General features: G+C 72.7%; 26 protein-coding genes and 3 tRNA genes. 16 read left to right on the forward strand and 13 right to left on the reverse strand.

Translation table 11 applies throughout. The annotated features are described in order from the left end of the window. Positions 1-13: 13 nt before the first annotated feature. The gene (locus BJY14_RS37160) at positions 14-553 is read left to right on the forward strand and encodes a YciI family protein (protein ID WP_179847881.1); all 540 of its coding nucleotides are present in this window, start codon (positions 14-16) and stop codon (positions 551-553) included. Positions 554-568: 15 nt separating this feature from the next. Here the strand turns inward: BJY14_RS37160 and lexA are convergent, their stop codons facing one another. From lexA to BJY14_RS37175, 3 genes are all read right to left on the reverse strand, one after another. Beyond that, positions 569-1231 (reverse strand): transcriptional repressor LexA, encoded by a 663-nt coding sequence (gene lexA, locus BJY14_RS37165; RefSeq protein ID WP_179847882.1) that lies wholly within the window; start codon positions 1229-1231, stop codon positions 569-571. A gap of 61 nt (positions 1232-1292) precedes the next feature. Beyond that, positions 1293-1958, reverse strand: coding sequence for a DJ-1/PfpI family protein (locus tag BJY14_RS37170; protein ID WP_179847883.1), 666 nt, complete (start codon positions 1956-1958; stop codon positions 1293-1295). A gap of 9 nt (positions 1959-1967) precedes the next feature. Continuing rightward, complete coding sequence (locus BJY14_RS37175) at positions 1968-2393, reverse strand: LPXTG cell wall anchor domain-containing protein (RefSeq protein ID WP_246396249.1); 426 nt, start codon at positions 2391-2393, stop codon at positions 1968-1970. A 123-nt stretch (positions 2394-2516) separates the two neighbouring features. On the opposite strand from BJY14_RS37175, the gene BJY14_RS37180 reads away from it, so the two are divergent. Together BJY14_RS37180 and BJY14_RS37185 are read left to right on the forward strand one after the other, a co-directional pair. Continuing rightward, complete coding sequence (locus BJY14_RS37180; protein ID WP_179847884.1) at positions 2517-3482, forward strand: GlxA family transcriptional regulator; 966 nt, start codon at positions 2517-2519, stop codon at positions 3480-3482. Positions 3483-3606: 124 nt separating this feature from the next. After that, the gene (locus BJY14_RS37185) at positions 3607-3780 is read left to right on the forward strand and encodes a hypothetical protein (RefSeq protein WP_179847885.1); all 174 of its coding nucleotides are present in this window, start codon (positions 3607-3609) and stop codon (positions 3778-3780) included. 95 nt (positions 3781-3875) lie between these two features. On the opposite strand, the gene BJY14_RS37190 is transcribed toward BJY14_RS37185, so the two are convergent. After that, positions 3876-4280 (reverse strand): hypothetical protein, encoded by a 405-nt coding sequence (locus BJY14_RS37190; protein WP_179847886.1) that lies wholly within the window; start codon positions 4278-4280, stop codon positions 3876-3878. Positions 4281-4459: 179 nt separating this feature from the next. On the opposite strand from BJY14_RS37190, the gene BJY14_RS37195 reads away from it, so the two are divergent. Continuing rightward, on the forward strand, positions 4460-5089 hold the full coding sequence (locus BJY14_RS37195) for a ClpP family protease (RefSeq protein WP_179847887.1): 630 nt from the start codon (positions 4460-4462) through the stop codon (positions 5087-5089). Next, a complete protein-coding gene (locus tag BJY14_RS37200) occupies positions 5086-5688 on the forward strand; it encodes a ClpP family protease (RefSeq protein WP_179847888.1) in 603 nt (200 codons plus the stop codon). The genes BJY14_RS37195 and BJY14_RS37200 overlap by 4 nt, the downstream gene beginning before the upstream one ends. 9 nt (positions 5689-5697) lie before the next feature. On the opposite strand, the gene BJY14_RS37205 is transcribed toward BJY14_RS37200, so the two are convergent. Continuing rightward, on the reverse strand, positions 5698-6060 hold the full coding sequence (locus tag BJY14_RS37205) for a helix-turn-helix domain-containing protein (RefSeq protein ID WP_179847889.1): 363 nt from the start codon (positions 6058-6060) through the stop codon (positions 5698-5700). Positions 6061-6141: 81 nt separating this feature from the next. Between BJY14_RS37205 and BJY14_RS37210 the strand changes: the two genes are divergently transcribed. The 3 genes from BJY14_RS37210 (at position 6142) to BJY14_RS37220 (ending at position 9125) form a co-directional block, all read left to right on the forward strand. Continuing rightward, the gene (locus tag BJY14_RS37210; RefSeq protein ID WP_179847890.1) at positions 6142-7269 is read left to right on the forward strand and encodes an NAD(P)/FAD-dependent oxidoreductase; all 1128 of its coding nucleotides are present in this window, start codon (positions 6142-6144) and stop codon (positions 7267-7269) included. A gap of 53 nt (positions 7270-7322) precedes the next feature. Next, on the forward strand, positions 7323-8030 hold the full coding sequence (locus tag BJY14_RS37215) for a TetR/AcrR family transcriptional regulator C-terminal domain-containing protein (RefSeq protein WP_179847891.1): 708 nt from the start codon (positions 7323-7325) through the stop codon (positions 8028-8030). 114 nt (positions 8031-8144) lie between these two features. Next, on the forward strand, positions 8145-9125 hold the full coding sequence (locus tag BJY14_RS37220; RefSeq protein ID WP_179847892.1) for an NAD(P)-dependent alcohol dehydrogenase: 981 nt from the start codon (positions 8145-8147) through the stop codon (positions 9123-9125). A gap of 12 nt (positions 9126-9137) precedes the next feature. Here BJY14_RS37220 and BJY14_RS37225 read toward each other — a convergent pair whose 3' ends face one another. After that, entirely contained in the window at positions 9138-10010 is an 873-nt protein-coding gene (locus BJY14_RS37225; RefSeq protein ID WP_179847893.1) for an EamA family transporter, read from the reverse strand. 155 nt (positions 10011-10165) lie between these two features. On the opposite strand from BJY14_RS37225, the gene BJY14_RS37230 reads away from it, so the two are divergent. Further along, complete coding sequence (locus tag BJY14_RS37230) at positions 10166-12211, forward strand: right-handed parallel beta-helix repeat-containing protein (RefSeq protein ID WP_179847894.1); 2046 nt, start codon at positions 10166-10168, stop codon at positions 12209-12211. Between the two features lie 68 nt (positions 12212-12279). Further along, positions 12280-12690 carry a RidA family protein gene (locus tag BJY14_RS37235; protein ID WP_179847895.1) on the forward strand — a complete coding sequence of 137 codons (411 nt, stop codon included), beginning with the start codon at positions 12280-12282 and terminating at the stop codon, positions 12688-12690. Here the strand turns inward: BJY14_RS37235 and BJY14_RS37240 are convergent. The 6 genes from BJY14_RS37240 to BJY14_RS37265 all read right to left on the reverse strand — a co-directional run bounded on the left by BJY14_RS37240 (position 12636) and on the right by BJY14_RS37265 (position 16591). Then, complete coding sequence (locus BJY14_RS37240; RefSeq protein WP_179847896.1) at positions 12636-13472, reverse strand: alpha/beta fold hydrolase; 837 nt, start codon at positions 13470-13472, stop codon at positions 12636-12638. The genes BJY14_RS37235 and BJY14_RS37240 overlap by 55 nt on opposite strands. Before the next feature lie 882 nt (positions 13473-14354). Further along, positions 14355-14426, reverse strand: a tRNA-Val gene (locus BJY14_RS37245). Positions 14427-14440: 14 nt separating this feature from the next. After that, positions 14441-14511: transfer RNA gene (locus BJY14_RS37250), tRNA-Cys, on the reverse strand. 28 nt (positions 14512-14539) lie between these two features. Next, a tRNA-Gly gene (locus BJY14_RS37255) sits at positions 14540-14612 on the reverse strand. A gap of 42 nt (positions 14613-14654) precedes the next feature. After that, positions 14655-15629, reverse strand: coding sequence for a CHAP domain-containing protein (locus tag BJY14_RS37260; protein WP_179847897.1), 975 nt, complete (start codon positions 15627-15629; stop codon positions 14655-14657). Positions 15630-15787: 158 nt separating this feature from the next. Continuing rightward, positions 15788-16591, reverse strand: coding sequence for a universal stress protein (locus tag BJY14_RS37265; RefSeq protein WP_179847898.1), 804 nt, complete (start codon positions 16589-16591; stop codon positions 15788-15790). 88 nt (positions 16592-16679) lie between these two features. On the opposite strand from BJY14_RS37265, the gene BJY14_RS37270 reads away from it, so the two are divergent. Further along, positions 16680-17300, forward strand: a complete 621-nt coding sequence (locus tag BJY14_RS37270) for a YceI family protein (protein WP_179847899.1) — start codon at positions 16680-16682, stop codon at positions 17298-17300. A 317-nt stretch (positions 17301-17617) separates the two neighbouring features. Here BJY14_RS37270 and BJY14_RS37275 read toward each other — a convergent pair whose 3' ends face one another. After that, on the reverse strand, positions 17618-18532 hold the full coding sequence (locus BJY14_RS37275) for a LysR family transcriptional regulator (protein WP_179847900.1): 915 nt from the start codon (positions 18530-18532) through the stop codon (positions 17618-17620). A gap of 93 nt (positions 18533-18625) precedes the next feature. Between BJY14_RS37275 and BJY14_RS37280 the strand changes: the two genes are divergently transcribed. The 5 genes from BJY14_RS37280 to BJY14_RS37300 all read left to right on the forward strand — a co-directional run bounded on the left by BJY14_RS37280 (position 18626) and on the right by BJY14_RS37300 (position 22563). After that, on the forward strand, positions 18626-19771 hold the full coding sequence (locus tag BJY14_RS37280; protein ID WP_179847901.1) for a TDT family transporter: 1146 nt from the start codon (positions 18626-18628) through the stop codon (positions 19769-19771). A 94-nt stretch (positions 19772-19865) separates the two neighbouring features. Next, a complete protein-coding gene (locus tag BJY14_RS37285; RefSeq protein WP_179847902.1) occupies positions 19866-20945 on the forward strand; it encodes an LLM class flavin-dependent oxidoreductase in 1080 nt (359 codons plus the stop codon). Then, positions 20942-21535: an FMN reductase gene (locus tag BJY14_RS37290; RefSeq protein ID WP_179847903.1), complete on the forward strand. Its 594-nt coding sequence runs from the start codon at positions 20942-20944 to the stop codon at positions 21533-21535. The genes BJY14_RS37285 and BJY14_RS37290 overlap by 4 nt, the downstream gene beginning before the upstream one ends. 45 nt (positions 21536-21580) lie before the next feature. Then, complete coding sequence (locus tag BJY14_RS37295; RefSeq protein WP_179847904.1) at positions 21581-21937, forward strand: ArsR/SmtB family transcription factor; 357 nt, start codon at positions 21581-21583, stop codon at positions 21935-21937. After that, complete coding sequence (locus BJY14_RS37300) at positions 21934-22563, forward strand: SRPBCC family protein (RefSeq protein WP_179847905.1); 630 nt, start codon at positions 21934-21936, stop codon at positions 22561-22563. The genes BJY14_RS37295 and BJY14_RS37300 overlap by 4 nt, the downstream gene beginning before the upstream one ends. Positions 22564-22590 lie beyond the last annotated feature (27 nt).

Raw genomic sequence — 22590 nt, forward strand, 5'->3', positions numbered from 1 at the left:
GTAGAAAGCCCGGATGGAGTTCTTCTGCTACCACCGTGACCGTGCCGGCTCGATCGGGCTCCGCGAGGAACTGGGGGAGCAGCACTGGTCCTACATGGACCGTTACGACAAGGAGCTGATCGCCCGGGGCCCGACGTTCGCCGGCGAGGTCCCCACGGGCAGCGTCCACATCGTCGACCTGCCCGATCCCGCCGCCGCCCGCGCGTTCGCCTTCGACGAGCCCAACTACCAGGCGGGCGCGTACCGGGACGTCATGCTGCGCCGCTGGCGCAACGCGCTGGGCCGCACGATGTGGGACTTCCCCGGCGGCCGGACGGGCGGCGACCGCTTCCTGGTCATCGGCCTGGGCGAGGGGGAGGCCGCAGACCTGGAGGTCCCGGCGGGCGACGACCTGATCGCCTACGGCCCCCTGCTCTCCGACGACGGCGAGGCCTGGCTCGGCACGATCGCCCTGCTCCGCGCCCCGGACGCGGACGCGGCCCGCGCCGTCCTGACCCAGGACCGCTACGCCGCCGTCGAGGTGCACGAGTGGGAGTTCGGCGGACGCCGCTGACGCCGCGTCCCGGGGTCAGACGTTGCGCAGGACCGAGACGACGATGCCGAGGACGGCGGCCTCGTCGCCGTCGATGACGTCGTAGGCGGGGTTGCGGGGTTCGAGCAGGACGTGGCCGTCGCGGCGGCGGTACACCTTCACGGTGGCCTCGCCGTCGATCATGGCGGCGACGATCTGGCCCGAATGAGCCTCGGGCTGCCGGCGGACCACGACGATGTCGCCGTCGCAGATCGCGGCGTCCACCATCGAGTCGCCGCGCACGCGCAGGCCGAAGACGGTGCCGCGCCCGGTGAGCTCGCGGGGCAGCAGCAGCGTGTCGTCGGCGTGCTCCTCGGCCGGGATGGGGACGCCGGCGGCGATGTCCCCGACCACGGGCACCGGCACCGGGCCGCCGGCGGACTCCCGCGACGGGCCCTCCCGCAGGAACGCCCGCACGTCGATCGGCCGGGCCACCGCGTCGCCGCGCCGCAGGAAGCCCTTGTCCTCCAGGCTCGCCAGGTGGCGCGAGACCGACGACGGCGACCGCAGGCCCACGGCGTCGCCGATCTGGCGGGTGCTCGGCGCGTACCCGTACCTGACCGCCCAGTCGCGGATCATGGCCAGTATCCGCTGCTGGCGCGGCGGCAGCGCGGAGGCGTCCAGGTCTCCGAACGGGTCGAGCTCACTGTAGGCGGTCACCCACGGGATTGTAGGGGCGCGGAGGCCGGGGGAGCGGCCGGGACGCGCGCGGGGGCGCCGCTCAGGCGCGCGTGGCCGCCTCCAGCGCGGCCGTCTCGAACTCGGCGGCCAGCGCCACGACGTCCTCGGGGGCGCTGGACGGGGAGCCCGCGTCGAACGGGGGCCGCGGGTCGTACTCCGTCCAGAGCTGGACTGCCTGGGCGGTCCGCGTGTCGGTGAGGAACTCCACCAGCCGCAGCGCCATGTCGATGCCGCTGGAGACGCCGGCGGCGGTCACGATGCGGGCGTCCCGCTCGACCACCACCCGCTCCTGGGCCGGGACGGCACCGAAGAGGGGGAGTTTGTCCAGGTGCCGGTAGTGGGTGGTCGCGCGCAGCCCGTCGATCAGGCCCGCGGCGCCGAGGACGAGCGACCCGGAGCACACCGAGGTCGTCCAGCGGGTGGCGGGGTGGACCTCGCGGAGCCAGGCGGGGAGCGCCCCGTCCAGGACGTGCACGGTGCCGGGCCCGCCGGGGACGACCACCACGTCCGGGCGCGGCGCCTCGTCGAGCCCCACGGCCGTCAGCCGGAGGGCGCGGCAGTCGTCGAGCACCGGGCCGGGCCGCTCGGCCGCGAACACGACGCGCACGCCGGGGGTGAGGGCCAGCATCTGGTAGGGGCCGATGACGTCCAGGGCGGTGAAGCGGTCGTACAGCGGGATGACGACGGTGGTGTCGGGAGTGGTCATGGCGGCGGCTCAGTGGTGGTACTCGCGCCGGCGCCGGAGCAGCACGGCGAGCATCGCGACCATCATCAGCACGTGCGCGGCCGTCATGAACGCCATCCCGCTCATGACATCGGCCCACACGAGCGGGACGAGCACCGCCGGGACGTACATCGCGGCGCACATCTCCAGCGTGCAGGCCCAGCCGTGGCGGCGCAGGCGCATCCAGGCGGCCATGCCGATCGCCATGTCGGTGGCCATGAGCAGGTAGTGGGCGCCGGGATGCGCGTCGAAAGCGACCGTGAGCCCGAGGAGCGCGCGGAGGCCGCCGAGGACGAGCATCCCGGCGAACATCGCGAGGACCATCTCGACGTAGTGCAGTGTGAGCCTGCGCCAAGGGGCGCGCGCCCGTGCGGGGGCCGGTGAACCCTGATCCAGGGTGGGGGACGTGGTAGCCATGACATCACCTTCGGCGCGCCGGGGCTCGGCCGCCAGTCCCGGACGAGGGCGGGTCCGAAAACTTGGGGTAGCCGTCTATCGGACATAGGTGATAAGCGCCGGATCGGGCAATACCGTGGCGGTATGCACGAAATGCGGCGCGTCCTCGTGGTGGGCTACCCGGCGGCCGAACTGCTCGACATCGCCTGCGTCGTCACGGCGCTCCAGGTGGCGAACTTCCTGAACCGGCGCGGCGTCTACGAGGTCTCGCTGGCCTCGCCGGGCGGCAGGCCGATCCACACCGGGACGGGCCTGACGCTCCAGGCGCAGCGGTCGCTGGAGCGCGCCACCGGGCCGCTCGACACGCTGGTGGTGTCGGGAGGCATCGGCTACGTCGACGCGATGGAGGACAAGCGGCTGGTCGCGCACGTGCGCAGGCTCGGCGTGGAGTCCCGCCGCGTCGCTTCGGTGTGCACCGGCGCCGGGGTCCTCGCCGCGGCCGGTCTCCTGGACGGGCGGCGGGCGTCGACCCACTGGGAGCACGCCGACTTCCTGGCGCGCCGGTTCCCGGCCGTCGACTTCGACAGCGGGCCGATCTTCGTGTCCGACGGGCGGTTCTGCACGTCCGCCGGCGTGACCGCCGCCCTGGACCTCACCCTGTCGTTCATCGAGGCCGACGTCGGCCCGGATCTGGCGCGGAGCGTGTCGCGGCAGCTGGTGACGTACCTCCAGCGGCCCGGCAACCAGGCCCAGATGAGCATGTTCACGGCGCCCTCGGCCCGCCACTCGCTGGTCCAGGACGCCGTCGCGCACATCGCAGGGAACCCGGCCGCGGACCTGTCGACGGCCGCGCTGGCGGCCCGCGCGGGGGTCAGCCAGCGCCATCTGGCCCGGCTGTTCCTGGCCGAGCTCGGCATGGCCCCGGGGCGGTTCGTGCGCCGGGCGCGCGGCGAGGCGGCGGCGCACCTGCTGACCGGCACGACGCTGACCGTCGAGACGATCGCGGCCCGCTGCGGGTTCGGCAGCGAGGAGGCGCTGCGGCAGGCGTTCCGAGGCCTGTACGGCGTCTCCCCGTCCCACTACCGCGCCACGCAGAGCACCACGCGGTGAGCCGGGAAGATCCGCCTCCGCGGGTTCGCGCGATCGAGCACCTCGAACACCAGGTCGATGTTTAGATCGAGGCCGAGGCGGTAGCGAGCGGACCGATTGCTTCGGTCGCCTCGGGAGACGAGACATGCCACTTTCAGACCAGCCGCACCGCGACCACGCATGCGTGCCCGAGGACCCGACCGGCGACCAGGCGGGCGCGCCTCCCTGCCACACCGCCGCCCGCTACGCCTCCTTCACCGCGGCGACCTCGCCCACGCCGGCCGCCCGATCGCCGCTCACCGCGTCCGACCCCACCTGACCCGCGACCCCGGCTCTCCGCGACCGGGCGCCCGACACCTGCGCCGGTCTCGGCGGCAGGAGACCGGCGCCCCGACCGTTTCCCGGAGCCCGTGATCACTGCTCGCTTCGCGTCGCGTCCCCGGCGGTGCCGCTCGCGCCCGTCCCGAGGTGCCGGACGCGCCGCTCGACGTCCCTGCTCGCGCCGCCGGTGTCGGGCGCCGGGTCCGACCCGAGCGTCCCGGCGGCCCGGCTCGCGCCCGTTCCCACTCCCCGGACGCGCCGCTCCACATCGGCGCGGGCCCGCTCGGCCGCCGACTCCGGCGCGCGGTCCCCGACGTCGCCGTGCCCGCCCGTCCCGAGGTGCCGGACGCGCTCCCGGACGTCGGCGCCCGCCTCGTCCCCGCCCGGCCAGGCCTCGGTTCCGAGCCTTCCCGGCCGGTCGCTCGCGCCGGTGCCGACGCGCAGGACGCGCCGCTCGACGTCCGTCCCGGCGTCCATGCCGCTGGTCTCCTCGCGCACGCTTCCCCCCGGCCTCTCGTCCGAACACTGCTCATACCCGCGCCGACCAGGCAACAAGCCCTCGCGCGCGCAAACACGGCGGTCGAGCCCGCGGACGGGGCGGGCCGTGCTGCTCTGGGCGGATCCGCCCAGAGCAGCACGGGCTGCGACCGGTGCGCGGGCGGGCGCAGAGTGAAGGCATGAGTGAGGAACAGGCAATCCCGTTGTTCAACGAACGAGTGCGGCGCGAGCTCTACCAGCAGCGCGTCCTCGTCCTCGACGGCCCGCTGGACGACGACAACGGCACGCTGCTGGCGACGCAGCTGATGATCCTGGCGAGGGAGGACTCCTCGACCGACATCGCGCTGTGGATCCATTCCCCCGGCGGGTCGGTGCCGTCGATGCTGGCGATCCGCGACGTCATGCGGCTCATCCCGTGCGACGTGTCCACGCTGGTGCTCGGCATCGCCTACAGCGCCGGCCAGTTCCTGCTGTCGTCCGGCACCCCCGGCAAGCGCCGCGCCATGCCGCACGCCCGCGTGCTGATGCACCAGGGCTCCGCCGGGATCGGGGGCGCCGCCGTCGACATCGAGCTGCAGGCCAACGACCTGCGCCACACCCGCGACACGGTGCTCGGGCTCATCGCCGAGGACACCGGCCGGCCCCTCGAGCAGGTCTTCGACGACTCGCTGCACGACCGCTGGTACACGGCGCGCGAGGCGCTCGACTACGGGTTCGTCGACGCGATCGTCAGCTCGTTCGACGAGGTCATGCCCGCCCGCCGCCGCCCCGTGGGGCTCGGCGCCCCGTCCGGAGGATCCGCCCGATGAGCACCTACACGATCCCGAACGTCATCGCGCAGCACCCCCGCGGTGAGCGCATCATGGACGTCTACTCGCACCTGCTGACCGAGCGGATCATCTACCTCGGCACCGCCATCGACGCGGGGGTGGCGAACGCGCTCGTCGCGCAGCTGCTGTACCTGGAGTCCGACAACCCCGAGAGCGACATCCAGCTGTACATCAACTGCGAGGGAGGAGACCCGAGCGCGATGCTCGCCGTGTACGACACGCTGCGCTACATCCGCCCGCAGGTGGCGACGACGTGCGTGGGGCAGGCCGTCGCCGTCGGCGCCGTCCTCCTCGCCGCGGGCACCCCCGGCAAACGGGCGGCGCTTCCCCACACCCGCGTCGTCCTGCACCAGCCGATGGGGCAGGGCCGCGGAGCGATCCCGGACCTCATCCTCCAGGCCGACGAGGTGGTCCGGGTGCGCGCGGACATCGAGAGCATCCTCTCCCGGCACACCGGACAGGACATCACGACCCTGCGCACCGACACCGACCGCGACCGCGTCTTCACCGCGCGGACGGCACTGGAGTACGGCCTCCTCGACCACGTGATCGAGGAGCGGCAGCCGATACCCGCGTAGCGGGCACGGCTACGCGGCGAGGGCGTACGCCGCCTGGCAGGTCGGGCCGGCCGGAACCGCGGCCGGCACGGCCAGCAGGGTCGTCGCGATCGCGAGCGTCAGGTCGCCGAGCGTCACGTCCAGGGCGCCGGCGACCGCGGCGATCATCTCGCTGGACGGCTCCTTGACGCCGCGCTCCATCTCCGAGAGGTACTGCGGCGAGACCCCGGCGCGGCGGGCGGTCTCCACCAGTATCTCGCCGCGTTCGAGGCGCAGGCGCCGCAGGCACTGGCCGAGCGCGTCGCGCCACAGCGGCTCCGCCGCGGGGTCGCGGGGCGTCTCGTCGGCGGGCCTGTCGTCGGGTGGTGCGAGCGGTCGCGCGGTCTCGGCCATGCGCACATCGTAGATCGGCCGCGCCGTGGCCCCCAGGAATTCCGCCGACCGCAGAACGGCGGGGCCTGCCATCCTGGGAGCATGCGCGTACTGGTCGTGGGAGCGGGGATCATCGGGGCCGCGCTGGCGGACCGGCTCACCCGCCCGGCGTCCGGCGCCGCCGTGCGCCTGACCGTGGTCGAGGCGGAGGGCCCGGGCGCCGGGACGTCCGGCGCGAGCTACGCCTGGATCAACGCCAACGACCCCTCCGACCCGGGCTACCACCGGTTCCGGACGGCGGCGATGTCCACCTGGCGCGACCTGGCGGGGGGCTTCGACGACCCGGCCTGGTACCGGCCGTCGGGCAACCTCACGTGGGCGGCCGGGGACTCCGCGAAGGAGCGGCTGGCCGACCGGGTCGCCCGCCTCTCCGGCCTCGGCTACCCCGCCGGCCTGATCACCTCCGACCGCCTCCGCGCGCTGGAACCGCACGTCGCGGCTCCACCCGACGCGCTCGCCGCGCACTACCCCGGCGAGGCCCACCTGCACGGAGGGCCCGCCGCTAGGGCACTGGCCCGGCGCGCCCGCGCATCCGGCGCCGGCCTCGTGACGGGCCGCGCGGTCCGCCTCAACACCGACGGCGACCGCGTCACCGGCGTCCGGCTCGACGACGGCCGCGACCTGGACGCCGACCTCACGGTCTGCGCGGCGGGCCGGCACAGCCCCGCGCTGCTGGCCACCGCGGGGGTCGCACTGCCGCTGGTCGACCCGTCCGAGCCGGGCTCGGCCGCCCCCTGCCTCGTCGCCACCACTTCTCCGGTGCACGGCGCCCTCAACGGCCTCGTCCATGCCCCCGGCCTGTCCGCCCGGCCCGCGGAGAACGGGGGACTGGTCTTGGAAGCCGACGACCTGGACGCCGGAATCGACGAGTCGGCCTCCCCGGCGCTCATCCAGGCGGTCGGCGGCGAACTGCTCGCCCGCGCGCGTGCGCTCGTCCCCACCCTGACCGCGACCATCGCCGAGGTGCGGCGCTGCGTACGCCCCCTGCCAGTGGACGGGTACCCGCTCATCGGCTTCCAGCGCCCCGGCCTGTACACCGCCGTCACCCACAGCGGCATCACCCTCGCCCCCCACCTGGCCGCCCTGATCGCCCAAGAGATCGCCGGCAGACCGTCCCCGGCACTCGCCCCCTACCGCCCGGACCGGGCGGCCCCTCACCCGGAGCTCTAGCGGTACGGGCCAGACTTACCGTGTACGGATAGAGTGCGTCGGGAGGAAGACTGATGAGCCCACGGACCGACGCCGACGAGCTGACCGAGCGGCCCCGCGTCCCGCTGAGCCGCAGGCGGGTCCTGCGGGCGGCCGTGCGCCTCGCCGACCGCGACGGCCTCGAATCGCTGACCATGCGCCGGCTCGCGCAGGAGGTCGGGGTCGAGGCGATGTCGCTGTACCACCACGTCGCCAACAAGGAGGCGGTTCTCGACGGCGTCGTGGAGGTCGTCCTCGACGAGATCATGACGGCGGTGCGGGAGGCCGAGGCCCCGCCCCCCGAGCGGGACTGGCGGGCGGCGCTGCGGGCGCGGATCCTCGCCGCCCGGGACGTCCTGCTCCGCCACCGCTGGGCCCCGGGGCTGCTCGGCGCCCGCACCACCATGAACCCGGTCGTCATCGCGTACTACGACCAGGTCGTCGGCCTGCTCCGCGCGGGCGGCTTCTCCTTCGACCTGGCCCACCGCGCGCTGCACGTCCTCGGCAGCCGCGCCCTCGGGTTCGCTCAGGAGCTGTTCCAGCCCGGCGAGGCCCAGCCCGCCGACGCCGCCACGGCGGAGCAGATGGCCGACCGGTTCCCCAACCTCGCGGGGATGCTGGCGGACGCCGTCCACGACGATCCGGACGGCACCCTCGGCTTCTGCGACGACCAGTTCGAGTTCGAGTTCGCCCTCGACCTGATCCTCGAAGGGCTGGAGCGGCGCCGCGCCGCAGGTGCCTGACCCCGCCCGCGATCGCATCGACACCCCTTGACTGCCTTACGGCGTACGACTACCTTACGGCGTATGAGAACCTTACGGCGTACGACGCCTGATACGCCCCCGGGGGAGACCGCCATGAAGGCCTGGACCTGGGACCGCTACGGCCCGCCCGACGTGCTGGCCCTCAAGGACGTCGACGAGCCCCGCATCGCCCCCGACGAGGTGCTCGTCCGGGTGCGGGCGGCGTCCGTCAACCCCTACGACTGGCGGCACATGCGGGCCGACCCGAAGCTGGTGCGGCTCAGCTGCGGCCTGCGGCGCCCGAGGCCGGGCCTCGTCCTCGGCGCCGACCTCGCCGGGGTCGTGGCGCGGACGGGCGACGCGGTGACCGGGCTGCGGCCCGGTGACGAGGTCTTCGGAGAGGTCCGCCTCGGCTCGTTCGCCGAGGCCGTCGCCGTCCCCGAGGACCGGCTGGCCGTCAAGCCCGCCCGCCTCACCTTCGAGCAGGCGGCGTCGGTGTCGATGGCCGCGCACACCGCGCTGCAGGGGCTGCGGGACACGGGGAGGATCGCCGCCGGGCAGCGGGTCCTCGTCAACGGCGCCTCCGGCGGCATCGGGACGTTCGCCGTCCAGCTCGCCAAGGCGTTCGGAGCCGAGGTCACCGGCGTGTGCAGCACCCGCAACCTCGAACTGGTCCGCTCCCTGGGCGCGGACCACGTCGTGGACTACACCCGCGAGGACTTCACGGAGCGGAAGGGACGGTACGACCTGCTCCTGGACATCGTGGGCGACCGGCCGCTCGCCGGGCTGCGGCGCTGCCTGACGTCCCGCGGCACGCTGGTGATCGTGGGCGGCATCGCCTCGCCGCGCGGCGGGCTGCTCGGCCCCGCGGGGCAGATCATCCGCGGCGCGCTGGCCTCTCCCTTCGTCAGCCAGCGCATCGACCACGTCGGCTGGAGACCCAACGCCGAGGACCTGCGGTTCCTGGCCGACCTGATGGAACGGGAGCAGGTCACGCCCGTCATCGACCGCACCTATCCGTTCGCCGAACTCCCCGACGCCCTCCGCTACATCGAGCGCGGCCACGCCCGGGGCAAGGTCGCCATCGCCCTCTGACCGGCGCGGGGGTCAGGCCATCGCGATGGCGGCGATCCCGGCCAGCACCACGACCGAGCCTGCGAGCCGGCGGACGGCGTTCGCCTCGCCCAAGACCCGCCACGCGGCCAGTCCGCCGAGCACGATGCTCAGCTCGCGGGCGGGAGCGACCAGGCTGACCGGCGCGATCCGGAGCGCGAACAGCACGAGCAGGTACGCCACCGGCGACAGCAGGCCGATGGTCAGCACTTCGCGCCGGTGGTCGCGCCACAGCCCGGCGACCCGCGCCCTGTCCCGCAACGCGAACGGGGCGAGGAGCAGGCTCTGGGCGAGCGCGCCGGAGCCGAAGTAGACAAGGGGCGGCACGGCCAGTCCCGTGACCGAGTGCGCGTCCCACAGCGTGTAGCCCGCGATGACGACCCCGGTCAGCACGCCGTAGAGGACGCCGGCGCGGCGCCGCGCCGGCGAGGCGCCGCCCTCCGCCGGGGCGCCACCGCTGACGACCAGGACCCCCGCGACCACCAGGAGCGCCCCGGCCAGCCCCGGCAGGCCGGGGTCCTCGCCGAGGAAGAGCACCGCCACCAGCACCGACAGCAGCGGCCCGGTCCCCCTGGCCAGGGGATAGACGAGGGACAGGTCACCGACGGCGTACCCGCGTTGCAGCACGATCCCGTACGCCACGTGCAGGATCGCGGTCACCAGTGCCGCAAGCAGCCATGTCCATTGCGGACGCTGGGGATCCAGCACCAGGAAGACCACCGCCGCCGGGGCGAACACAACGGCCGAGACGGTGTAGTAGAGGAAGACGAACGGCGCCCCTCCGTCGCCGACCCGTTTGGCGGAGAAGTTCCAGAACGCGTGCACCACGGCGGCGACCAGAACGAGCGAGAGGGCCCAGCCGTTCACGAGAAGACCTTCCCCTGGAGAGCGGTGTCCGGTTGTGGACGCCGGGCGGGATCTTCCGACCTCCCCGTGGCTACATTGAACATGAATCTCACTCAAATTTCGTGATTCGTGGGGCCGCGGGGCGCGCAGGCGGCTTCCGGGACGAGGGTTGGCTGATGGGCAGACGGTTTCTCGGCAGGCTCTGGTTGATCGTCGTCACCGCGTCCGGGCTGGTGCTCGGTCTGATGGCGAGCGCGGACGCGCACATCGAGCGTCCCTCGTACTGGCCGCTGCCCGGCCCGGACTGCTCGGTCAGCCCGTGCGCGGGCGGCGCGGTCCCCAAGGCGAGGAGCCTCGCCTCGTCGGTCGCGACGGGCAAGGGCAGCACGACCCGCGTGGTGTGCCGCCCCGACTCGCTCAAGCGGCTGGAGGCCTCGATCAAGCGGGCGCGGAAGTCGGGCTACGACATCCGGCCGCACGACCACCGGCGGTTCAGCGCCGCGGAGGCGCGCGAGCTCACACGGATCAACCGGGCGCTGGCGTCGCGCTGCCGGTACAGCGAGATCCAGCCCGCGGTGACCGACTCGGGCAACAACGACCGGGTCGTGGTCCTGCCGGGCGTCTACACCGAGCCCACCTCGCGCGCGAAGCCCACCCACGACAAGGCGTGCGACCCGTACAAGCTGAGCACGGGGGCCTACTCCTACCTCGGCGAGTACAAGTGCCAGAACGACGCCAACCTCATCGCCGTGCTGGGCCGTTCGCCCGGTTCCGGCAAGGACCCGGACCCGCCGCTGGTCGACCGGCACGGCATCCCCAACCGGGGCGCGTGCGTGCGCTGCAACCTCCAGCTCGAAGGGTCCGGCGTCAGCGCGGACGACGTGGTCGTGGAGGCCGGCGACCCCTCGTCGGGCAACGGCGGCCCGCGCCGCTCGGCGAAGGACGTCGGCATCCGCGCCGACCGGGCCGACGGCTTCGTCCTGCGGAACGTGACCGTCCGGCACGCCAACGAGCATGACATCTACGTCCTGGAGAGCAACGGCTACCTGCTCGACCGCTTCAAGACCTTCTACGCGGGCGAGTACGGCGTGCTCACCTTCGTCGAGGACCACGGCGTGATGCAGAACTGCGAGGCGGCGGGCAATGGCGACTCCGGGCTCTATCCAGGGTCTGGCGCCAAGACCTCGGCGGGCCGCGACCCGAGGTTCTATCCGACGGCGCGCTACAGCCAGGAGATCCGCTACTGCGACTCCCACCACAACACCAGCGGCTACTCCGGCACGGACGGCAGCGGCACCTGGCTGCACCACAACAACTTCTACGGCAACGCCCTCGGCTTCACGACCGACGTGTTCACCGCGGCGGGCCACCCCGGCTTCCCGCAGCAGGGCGACCTGATCGAGAAGAACGACTTCTACTCCAACAACTTCAACCCCTACCTGCCCGGCAGTGACGTGGTGCCGTCGGTGCCGGTCCCCGTCGGCACCGGAATGTGGATCGCGGGCGGCGACGACAACGTCGTGCGCGACAACCGGTTCCGCGACAACAGGAGGCGCGGCGCGATGCTGTTCGCCGTCCCGGACGCCTTCGTCTGCGGGCCCGGGAACGGCCCCATCACCGGCTGCGACCCGCTGAAGCTGTCCACGTCCCACCGCAACTCGTTCCACGGCAACACGATGTCCGGCAACGGCGTGGACTTCTGGTGGGACGCGTTCCCCGGCAACGTGGGCAACTGCTGGTACTCCAACGGCAACGCGACCGGCTCCCCGAAGAACCTGCCCGACTGCCTGAACGGCAAGGTGCCCTGGCTGAGCATCGGTCTCGGCAACCTCGAGAACGAGGCCGAACTGTTCGTCTGCATGTCCGACCTGAAGCCGGGCGGCCCGTGCCCCTGGTTCAAGTCCCCGGCCGCCGCGAAGGCGGCGCCCGCCGGCGACCACGGCCACGGCGTGACGGGAGAGCTCAACGACGCGCTGCTCGCGGCGGTGACCTGCGGCTCCTGGCACGACATGAGCGCCGACCAGCGCGACCACATGCTGACCAGGATGCAGGTGTTCATGGGCGGCCAGATCGACCATCCCGGGGCGCGCGGCACGACCCTCAGCAACAGGAAGGCGACCAGCGTCCTCGACAACGCCTGCGGCCTTCCCTTCGCCGGCGAGTTCAAGCTGTACAAGCTCTACGCCCGCGCGGCGGCTTTCACCCCGCAACTGCAACGCTGAACAAATACGTCGACCACCGCGGCGCCCTCTGGAAAGGTGTGGAACGACCCCGCACCGAAGGAACTCCCATGCCCCGCGCCGTCACACTGATCCGCTCCGCGTCCCTGTCGTCCGTCGCCGAGTACGCCTACGCGGCGACCGCGCCGGCGGAGGCCAGGCTGATCTTCCTGGCCGGGGCGTGCCCGCTGAACGAGGACGGCTCCACCGCCGCGGTCGGCGACTACGCGGGCCAGGCGGCCAGGGCCCTGGAGAACCTGCGGACCGCCCTGGCGGACGCCGGCGCGTCCTTGCACGACGTCATCAGCACCCGCGTACTCGTCGCCTCCCAGCGGCAGCAGGACCTGGTGAAGGCCTGGGAAGTGGTCCGGGACGCGTTCGGCGACCACGACGTCCCGAGCACGCTGATGGGCATCACCGTCCTCGGCTACGCCGACCAGCTGGTGGAGATCGAAGCCGTCGCGGCCGTGCTCGACTCCTGACGCAGGAAGTCGCGGATCAGGGCGGCCCACTCGCCGGGCCGCTCGAGAAAGGGAAGGTGCCCGGTCGCGATCTCGGCGTAGTGCGCGCCGGGGATGCCGTCGGCGAGCTGCCGGTGATGCGGCGGCGTGACGAGCTGGTCGAGCGTGGTGGAGATGACGAGCGTCGGCACGGCCAGCCCTGGGAGGTCGCCCCGCACGTCGACGCCCGAGATGATCAGTTCTACATGCTCCGGTGTGCCGGGCGGGACGGTCGCCGCACCCGTCGTGACGGCGGCGGCGAGCTCGTCTTCATCGAGGGCGTCCACGACCGGGGCGCTGAGCCCGATCAGTGACAGCAGACCGGCCAGCTCCTCCAGCGCTCCCCGGCGGAGCATGTCCCGCCACAACCGGGCCGCCAGCAGGAACCGGGGGTTGGGGTAGGCGAACCCCGCGGTGAGGACAAGGGCGGTGACGCGGTCGGGGTGCCGAGCGGCGGCCCGGACGGCGACGGCGGCGCCCAGAGAGAACCCGGACACCGCGAAGGTCTCCAGCCCCTCCTCGACAGCAGCACCGACCAGTTCGTCGGCCAGCCCGTCCAAGGTGAGCGGAGCACCGCTCCGAGGCGTCCGCCCACTCCCGGGAAAGTCCGGCCCGACAACGGTGTGCTCCGCAGCCAACACGTCCATGATGGCGCCGTAGTTAGCGTCGATCCCCCCACCGGCCCCATGGGCAAGCAGCAACCCGGGCCCATCCCCAAGCACCACGCGCCCAAGACCAGAAACAGGCAGTGTCTCTTTCGTCATGGCCGGAACGCTAAAACCTCACACCAATGTGAAAGTCAACAAGCTGAGCCAGGCCACCCAGACACGAAGAGACCCCACCTGCCACCATCCCGCGACACGGACCAGAGCCCCTGCCACCACCGGCGAAGGCGAGCAAAGCGCGCCGAGCAGACGCCACCTCGCGAGTTCCAGACCCAACCTGAACGGCCAGAGGCGAGGCGGCCTAGGCTATGTTTCACAGTCCCGGCCCACTTCGCTCGCCTGGCGGCTCGCTACGTGACCTGGCCTGGGCGAACGCGGCATCGCTTCGCGATCTGCCCGGTTCCGCTCGCCTCCGGCATCGCTCCACCGGCCAGGTCACGCGTTCGCGCACTTGACCGGAGCCAATTCGAGACAGGCCCTAGCAGGAACCCCAGCCACGCGAGCCCGAAGGAAGCGCGAGAAAGCTAAGCCCGCACGCAGGGGATGTGGAAGACGGAGTCCCCCACATCAGGGTCCAGGGGTCGCCCCCAAAACAGGCATAGCGGCACCGGTGAAGGCGAGTGACAGGCCGGAGGCGTGGGAGCCCAGTAGGAACCCCAGCCACGTGAGCCCGAAGGCCGCACCAGAAAGCTAAGCCCGCACGCAGGGGGCGTGGGGGACGGAGTCCCCCACATCGGGGGTCTGGGGGTCGCCCCCAGGAAAGCATTGCGGGCCACCGGGAAGGCGCCTAAAGGCGCCGAACACGATGGCCCGACTCGGGGGTCTGGGGGTCGCCCCCCAGGAAAGCATTGCGGGCCACCGGGAAGGCGCCTAAAGGCGCCGAACACGGCAGCCCGACTCGGGGGTCTGGGGGTCGTCCCCCAGGAAAGCATTGCGGGCCATCGGGGAAGGCGCAAAGCGCCGACCACGACACCCGACTCGTGGGCGATACTGGGATTGAACCAGTGGCCTCTACCGTGTCAAGGTAGCGCTCTCCCACTGAGCTAATCGCCCTTGCGTGTGCTGCGAGGTGGAGACGGGATTTGAACCCGTGTACACGGCTTTGCAGGCCGTTGCCTCGCCTCTCGGCCACTCCACCAGAGCGAGGCCTGACGGGGGCCTCTCAGAGCGGACGACGGGATTCGAACCCGCGACCCTCACCTTGGCAAGGTGATGCTCTACCAACTGAGCCACGTCCGCGTGCCGGTCCGGGGGTCGCCCCCCGGGCTCGCACGAACAACTCTAGCGGAATCCTGGAGTGCTTGCGTACCGGTCGTCGGCCGAGTCGGTGAGCTCGGCGTGGAGGGTGTTCCAGAAGTCGAGTTCGCTGTCTTCTTCGAGGTGGGCGATGCGGCCCCAGAACTCGCGGTCCTCGGCGGCGTGGGCGGCGGCGAGCGAGATGGCGGGCATCAGGGTGGTGCCGGCGTCGGCGGCGTCGAGGTCGGCGGGGGTGACGTCGGCCGGGAGGGCGACGGGGGTGGCGGGGCGGTGGTGCTTGCCGCGCTTGCGGACGCGGATGGGCGGGGTCGTGGGGGCCTTCGCGGCGGCGGCGCGGCCGGCGGCGAGGGCGACGGTGCCGCACAGGACGAAGGCGAGGATGCCGCCGAGGACGACCTCCTGGGCGGGGACGTGCTCGGGCGCGGGCGAGGGGGAGTGCTGCTGCTCGTGGGTGCGCGCCGGGGCGGCGGGGGCGCCGACCTGGTCGACGGTGGGGGCGGGGGCGGCGTGCCTGGGGGCGTACTTGGCCTCGACCTTGATCTTGGACGGGTAGCCGAAGCCGACGACGGAGTCCATGTCGCGGGTCTTGCGCATGAGCTTGTAGCCGTCGGCGTTGCCCTCGATGGTGTGGAGGGTGTGGCCGTCGACCTTCTCGACGATGCCGACGTGGTCGATCTGGTCGATGTCGCCGGAGCCGTTCCAGTCGTAGAAGACGATGGCGCCGGGTTCGGGGTCGTGGCCCCAGGCGTCGTTCTTCTTGAACCACTTGGCGTGGTCGACGGTGGAGGCGAACTGCCCGGCCTGGCCGGTGACGTCGGCCTTGTCGGCGGCCCAGGCGAGGAACATGTCGCACCAGGGCGCCGTGGTGAAGTACTCGTCGTGGTCGCCGTCGATGTTCTTGCGGTACCACTCGCCGAACTTGGTGTAGCCGTCGCCCTTCTCGGTGTACCCGAGCTCCTTCGTGGCGATGTCGAGCAGCTTCTTGCCGATCGGGTCCATCACGCTCCTGACGCGCCTCGCTCGTTCGGGCGAGGTGGCGCCCGAGACCGGGGACGGAACGTGCCGCGGTCCAAGGTCACGTTCCGATCTCGACGGAATGTAGCCGAGGTAAACGGTGGGCGGCAACCGCTTCCAGGCAAACGGTCATAACGGACTACTCAGTAGTAGCCTCGCGGGAGGACGGCGACCGGGCAGGGGGCGGCGCGCAGGACCTTGAGGGCCACCTCGCCGAGGAAGACGCGGTGGGCGGCCGCGTCCTCGCTGGACGCGCAGACCAGCAGCTCGCCCTCGGGCCAGTCCACGTCTTCCAGCGCGTCCGCGACGTCGTCGCCCTCGGCCACCTCGGCGGACACGTCCTCGGGGAGCAGGTCCGCGGAGTCCAGGGCGAGCCGGATGGCGAGGGCCAGGTCGTCGCGGAGCGGTTCGGGGTTGACGTCGCCGATGGCCAGGGTGACCAGCCGGAGCGGCACCTCCAGGCGCTCGGCGGCCTGGGCGGAGCGGATGACCGCCTCGTCGCACTGGGGCCGCCGCACGTACATGACCGTGATCCGACCCAGCTCGTCGGGCGACCGGTGGCCGGACGGGGCGAGCATCACGGCCTCGGTCGCCGAGTGGAGCAGGTGGTCGGCGGCGGCGCCGACGCCGATCCGGCCGCGGGCGCCGCCCTCGGGGGAGCCGACGACGATCAGGTCGGCGCCGATCCGGCTGGCGAGCACGGTGAGCCCCCGCCCGACGCTGCGGCCCTCCTGGACGAGCAGGTCCGCCGGCTCCCCCTCCAGGAGGTCGGCCACCTGGTCCAGCAGTGCGCGGGCCTCGCCGGCCGCGGCGGGGAGGTCCGGCGGGTGGACGGTCGCGACGCTCAGCCGGCCGCCGGTCAGCGCGACGATCCCGCGGGCGAGGTCGAGTGCCTCCCGGCCGCCCGCGTCGGGGACGTATCCGGCGAGCACGTGTTCACCGATCATGTCCGAAGCATTCCCCCTGAGGGCCCGGACAGACCAGAGTGACTTTTGGGGTACTTTTGCCGGGTTGTCAGATTTTTGGGGGGATTTGATGGGTGGCGAGGTGCCCGACCTCGAAGCCGGCCGCTGGACCATCGACCCGGTCCACTCCGAGATCACCTTCTCGGTCCGGCACCTGATGACGACGGTGCGCGGCTCGTTCCCGGACTTCGAGGGCGAGGTGGTGATCGGGGCGGACCCGCTCGACTCCGGCGCCCGCGCGGAGATCCGGATGGGCTCGATCGACACCCGCAGCGCCGAGCGGGACGAGCACGTCCGCTCCGCAGACTTCCTGGACGTGCGCCGGCACCCGGTGATGAGCTTCACCGGTACCGGTGTGGAACGTGCCAAGATCGGTCGCCGGGCCCGCACGCCCCGCTACCACCTGCACGGCGACCTGACGATCAAGAACGTCACCCGCCCGGTCCGGCTGCTGACCGAGTTCCACGGCGTGGGCCCCGACCCGTGGGGCGGCGTCCGCGCGGGCTTCACCGCGACCGCCTCCATCAGCCGCCGCGACTTCGGCATCGAGTTCAACATCCCGCTGCAGGGCGATCGCGTCATGCTCGGCGACGAGATCGCGATCGCGCTGGAGATCCAGGCCGTGTTCGCCGCCGCCGAGGCTCCCGGTCCGGACGCCGACGCCCCGCTCGACCACTGCCCGCCCGCCTGAGCGCCCCGCCCGGCGGGACGGGCTTGTCTCGAAGTCGCCTCAGCCACGCGCGCGAACGCGTGACCTGCCCGGTGGAGCGACGCCGAAGGCGAGCGAAACCGGGCAGATCGCGAAGCGATGCCGCGTTCGCCCCAGGCCCGGTCACGTAGCGAGCCGCTAGGCGAGCGAAGTGGGCCGGGACTGAATCAACACAGCCGCTAGGCGAGCGAAGTGGGCCGGGACTGAATCAACACAGCCGCTAGGCGAGCGAAGTGGGCCGGGACTGAATCAACACAGCCGCTAGGCGAGCGAAGTGGGCCGGGACTGAATCAACACAGCTAGCCGCCGGTGCGCGGGGCGCGGGTCAGGCCCAGCAGGTCCCGGGCGGGGCCGGTGGGGCGCCGGCCGGCCGGCCACACCGCGCGCAGCGGGCGCGACAGGTCCAGTTCCGGGACGGGGACGCAGACCAGCCGCCCGGCGGCGACCTCGTCGTCGACGGCCAGATCGCTCACCACGACCGGCCCGGCGCCGGAGACGGCCGCCGCCTTGAGCGCGGTGGTGGACGCGAGTTGCAGCAGCGGCGGCGCCGTCCCGCCGTGCGCGGCGAGCGCCCGGTCGAGGACCTCGCGCGTCCCCGACCCCTCCTCGCGCAGGACCAGCGGCGTCCTCGCCAGCTCGGCGGCCGGGACTCCGGAGCGCCGCCGCGCCCAGGGGTGCCGCGGGCCGACCACGACGACGAGCCGGTCGGTGGCGACGACGGTGCCGTGCAGCCCGGCCGGCGTTCGCGCCCCCTCCACGAACCCGAGGTCCGCGCCGCCGCCGCGGACCTGTTCGGCGACCACGGTCGAGTTGGCGGTGCGGAGGGTCACCGCGACGCCCGGGTGGACGGTCTTGAGCGTCACCAGCCAGCCGGGCATCAGGTACTCGGCGACCGTGAGGCTCGCCACGACGCGCAGCCGCCCGTCGCGGCGCTCGCGCAGCGCGTCGAGCCCCGCGTCGAGCGCCTCCGCCGCCGCGACCACCTGCCGGGCCCACTCGGCGACCAGCGCGCCCTCCTCGGTGGGACGGGAGCCGCGCGGCGACCGGTCGAGCAGCGCCACGCCGATCTGCCGCTCCATCGAGCGGATCCGGGCGCTGGCGGCGGGCTGGGTGACGCCGAGCTCCGCCGCCGCGCGCCCGACGCTGCCCAGCCGGACGACGGCGAGCAGCAGTTCGAGGGCGCCGAGGTCGGGGACGCGGTGCGAGACGGCCATGACCGCGATTCTACGGACCCATAGGGCTGCTTTATGACCTCATAGGGTCATGACCTCTACTGATGGGGACGAACACGGAGGAACCTGGACCTCATGAGCCTCCCCACCCCGAACCGCGCCCTGCTGGGCGCGCTCGACCGCCCCGCCGAGGTGTTCCGGAATCTGGGTCCCAACTGGTACGCGGCCGTCATGGGCACCTCGATCGTCGCGAACGGCGCGAACGCGCTGCCGGTGGACGTCCCCGGCCTGCACGCCTTCGCCGTGGTCGTGTGGGCGGGCTCGCTGCTGATGCTCGTCGCGCTCATGGCGGCGCGCGCCGTCCACTTCATCCGGCACACGGACGTCGCGCGGTTCCAGCTCCTGGACAACCCCGCCACGGCCGTGTTCTACGGATGCCCGCCGATGGCGATGCTCGCCGTCGGCTACGGGACGCTCATGCTCGGCCCCGAGGTGATCGGCGCCCAGGCGGCGGTGGCGCTGGACGCGGTGCTGTGGACGGCCGGGACGCTCTACGCCGTGCTGGCCGCCGCCGGCGTCCCCTACCTCATGATCACCCGGCACGAGCCGGGGCCCGCGAACCCGACCTGGCTGCTGCCGGTCGTCGCCCCGATGGTCGCCGCGGCGCTCGGTCCCGCGCTCGTCCCGCACCTGCCGGAGGGGCAGGCCCGCGCCACGATGCTGTTCGGCTGCTACGGCCTGTTCGGCGCGAGCCTGCTGGCCACGCTCGTCCTGCTGCCCGGCATCTGGTCGCGGCTCGCCGGCGGCCCGCCGTCACCGGTCGCCCTCACCCCGACGCTGTTCCTCGTGCTCGGCCCGCTCGGGCAGTCCACCACGGCCGTCGTGCAGATCGCGAACGCGGCGGGGCAGGCCGCCCCCGCCTACGCGGCGGCGACGCGCGCGTTCGCGGTCCTCTACGGCGCGCCGGTGATGGGCTTCGCGCTGCTCTGGCTGGCCGTCGCGGTGACCGCGAACCTGCGGGCGCTGCGCGGCGGCATGCCGTTCGCGATGACGTGGTGGGCGTTCACCTTCCCGGTCGGGACGTGCGTGACCGGCGCGTCGGGCCTGTCGCGGATCACCGGCCTGGACGCGCTGACCGACGTGGCCGTCCTCCTCTACCTCCTGCTCGTCACGGCCTGGGCCGTGGCCGGCTTCCAGACGGTCCGGGGCGCGCTCAGCGGCCGCCTCTTCCTGCCCGCCGTGCCGCGCCCCGCGTCCCTGCGGCCGCTTCCCGCCGCCTAGAAGGCGCCCGGGCCCCCGGGCGGGGGCAGGAATACCCGCCCGGGGGCCGGGGTTCGGTAGAATAATTGAAAGTTCTACTATTCGGGAGGCCGGCATGCAGTTCGGGATCTTCACGGTCGGGGACGTCACCCCCGATCCGACCGACGGGCGCGTCCCGACCGAGGCCGAGCGGATCAAGGCCATGGTGGCGATCGCGCTCAAGGCCGAGGAGGCCGGCCTGGACGTCTTCGCGACCGGCGAGCACCACAACCCCCCGTTCGTGCCGTCCTCCCCGACCACGATGCTCGGCTACATCGCGGCGCGCACCGAGCGGCTGATCCTGTCCACCGCGACCACGCTGATCACCACGAACGACCCGGTGAAGATCGCCGAGGACTTCGCGATGCTCCAGCACCTCGCCGACGGCCGGGTGGACCTGATGATGGGGCGCGGCAACACCGGCCCCGTCTACCCGTGGTTCGGCAAGGACATCCGCGACGGCATCCCGCTGGCCATCGAGAACTACCACCTCCTGCACCGCCTCTGGCGCGAGGACATCGTCGACTGGGAGGGCGAGCACCGCACGCCGCTCCAGTCGTTCACCTCGACGCCGCGGCCGCTGGACGGGGTCCCGCCGTTCGTCTGGCACGGCTCGATCCGCAGCCCCGAGATCGCCGAGCAGGCCGCCTTCTACGGCGACGGCTTCTTCGCCAACCACATCTTCTGGCCGACCGACCACTTCCAGCGCCTGATCGGCCTGTACCGGCGGCGCTACGAGCACTACGGGCACGGCTCCGCCGACCAGGCGATCGTCGGCCTCGGCGGCCAGGTGTTCATGCGGCGGAACTCCCAGGACGCCGTCCGCGAGTTCCGCCCGTACTTCGACAACGCCCCCGTCTACGGGCACGGGCCGTCGCTGGAGGAGTTCACCGCGGAGACGCCCCTCACGGTGGGCAGTCCGCAGCAGGTCATCGAAAAGACGCTGACGTTCCGCGACCACTTCGGCGACTACCAGCGCCAGCTGTTCCTGATGGACCACGCGGGGCTGCCGCTGAAGACCGTCCTGGAGCAGATCGACATCCTGGGGGAGGAGGTCGTGCCCGTGCTGCGCAAGGAGTTCGAGTCGCTGCGTCCGGCGCACGTCCCGGCGACCGCCCCGACCCACGCGTCCCGCCTCACCGAGGAGGTGCGATGACCGCCCTCGCCGTCGTCTCCGCCGGGCTCGGGCAGCCCTCGTCCACCCGGCTCCTGGCCGACCGGCTCGCCGAGGCGGCGGCCGGCGCACTCCAAGGGGACGCGACCGTCGAGACGATCGAGCTGCGCGACCACGCGCACGCCATGGTCGACGCGACCCTGACCGGCTTCCCGTCCGGGACGCTCCGCGCCGCCGTCGAGACGGTGGCGAACGCCGACGGCCTCATCGCCGTGACACCGGTCTTCAACGCGTCCTACAGCGGGCTGTTCAAGACGTTCTTCGACGTCCTGGAGCGCGGCTCCCTGGACGGCACGCCAGTGCTGCTGGGCGCGACCGGCGGCACCGCGCGGCACTCTCTGGCCATCGATTACGCGATGCGCCCCCTCTTCGCGTACTTGCGCGCTAGCGTCGTCCCGACCGGGGTGTACGCGGCGTCCGAGGACTGGGGGAGCGCCGAGTCAGCCCTGGCCGAGCGCGTCGCCCGGGCCGGTGCCGAACTGGCCGCACTCATGCGGGCCCGTCCGGCCCCCGCGAAGGACGACCCGTTCGAGGCGCCGGTGCCCTTCGAGCGGCTTCTCGCGGGACACTGAACTTGAGATTTGGCTTATATAAGCCAAGCCTGTAACTTGGGTCACGTGCACGCATTCGATGTGGTGGGCGACCCCGTCCGGCGCCGGATCCTCGAACTGCTCGCCGGCGGCGAGCGCTCGTCCGGCGAGGTCACGGCGGTCGTCCGGAAGGAGTTCGGGATCTCCCAGCCCGCGGTGTCGCAGCACCTGAAGGTGCTGCGCGACAACGGATTCGCCGTCGTGCGGGCGGAGCGGACGCGCCGGCTCTACGCTGTCGACTCGGCACCTCTGCAGGAGATCGACGCGTGGCTCGAACGCTTCCGCCGGTCCTGGACGCCGCGTCTGGACGCCCTGGCGACCGAGATCGCCCGCGGGAAGCGCGCACACCGCACGCATCACGACGACCCAGGGAGCGAGACATGATCGAAGTCACCGGCCAGATCAACGCGGTCACCCGCACGGTGGGCGAGAAGGCGCTGGAGTCCGGCACCGCGAGGACCGCGACGATCAGCAGGGTCTACGACACCGGCGTCGACGACCTGTGGAACGCCGTCACCGACCCCGAGCGGATCTCCCGCTGGTTCCTGCCGGTCTCCGGCGACCTGCGGCTCGGCGGCCGCTACCAGCTGGAGGGCAACGCCAGCGGGACGATCGAGCGCTGCGACCCGCCGAAGGGGTTCGCGGCGACGTGGGAGTTCGGCGGCCAGACCACCTGGATCGAGGTCCGGCTGACCCCCGAGGCGGACGGCCGGACCCGGTTCGAGCTGGAGCACACCGCCCTCGTCGACCCCTCGCAGAACCAGTTCGGCCCGGGCGTCGTCGGCATCGGCTGGGACATGGGGCTCCTCGGCCTCACCGTCCACCTGGAGTCCGGCGAGGACGCCCGGAACAAGCTCGGCGACGACTGGGCCGCGTCCGAGGAGGGGCGCGAGTTCGCGCGGCAGGCCGGTGAGGGCTGGTACGCCGCCGACGTCGCGGGCGGCGCCGACGAGGCCACCGCACGCGCTGCGGCGGACTTCACCATCGCCGCCTACACCGGGGGGCAGTGAGCTCCGGCGCCGAGCACGCCCGGCGTC

The sequence above is a fragment of the Actinomadura luteofluorescens genome (genome assembly GCF_013409365.1).
Lineage (GTDB): Bacteria > Actinomycetota > Actinomycetes > Streptosporangiales > Streptosporangiaceae > Spirillospora > Spirillospora luteofluorescens.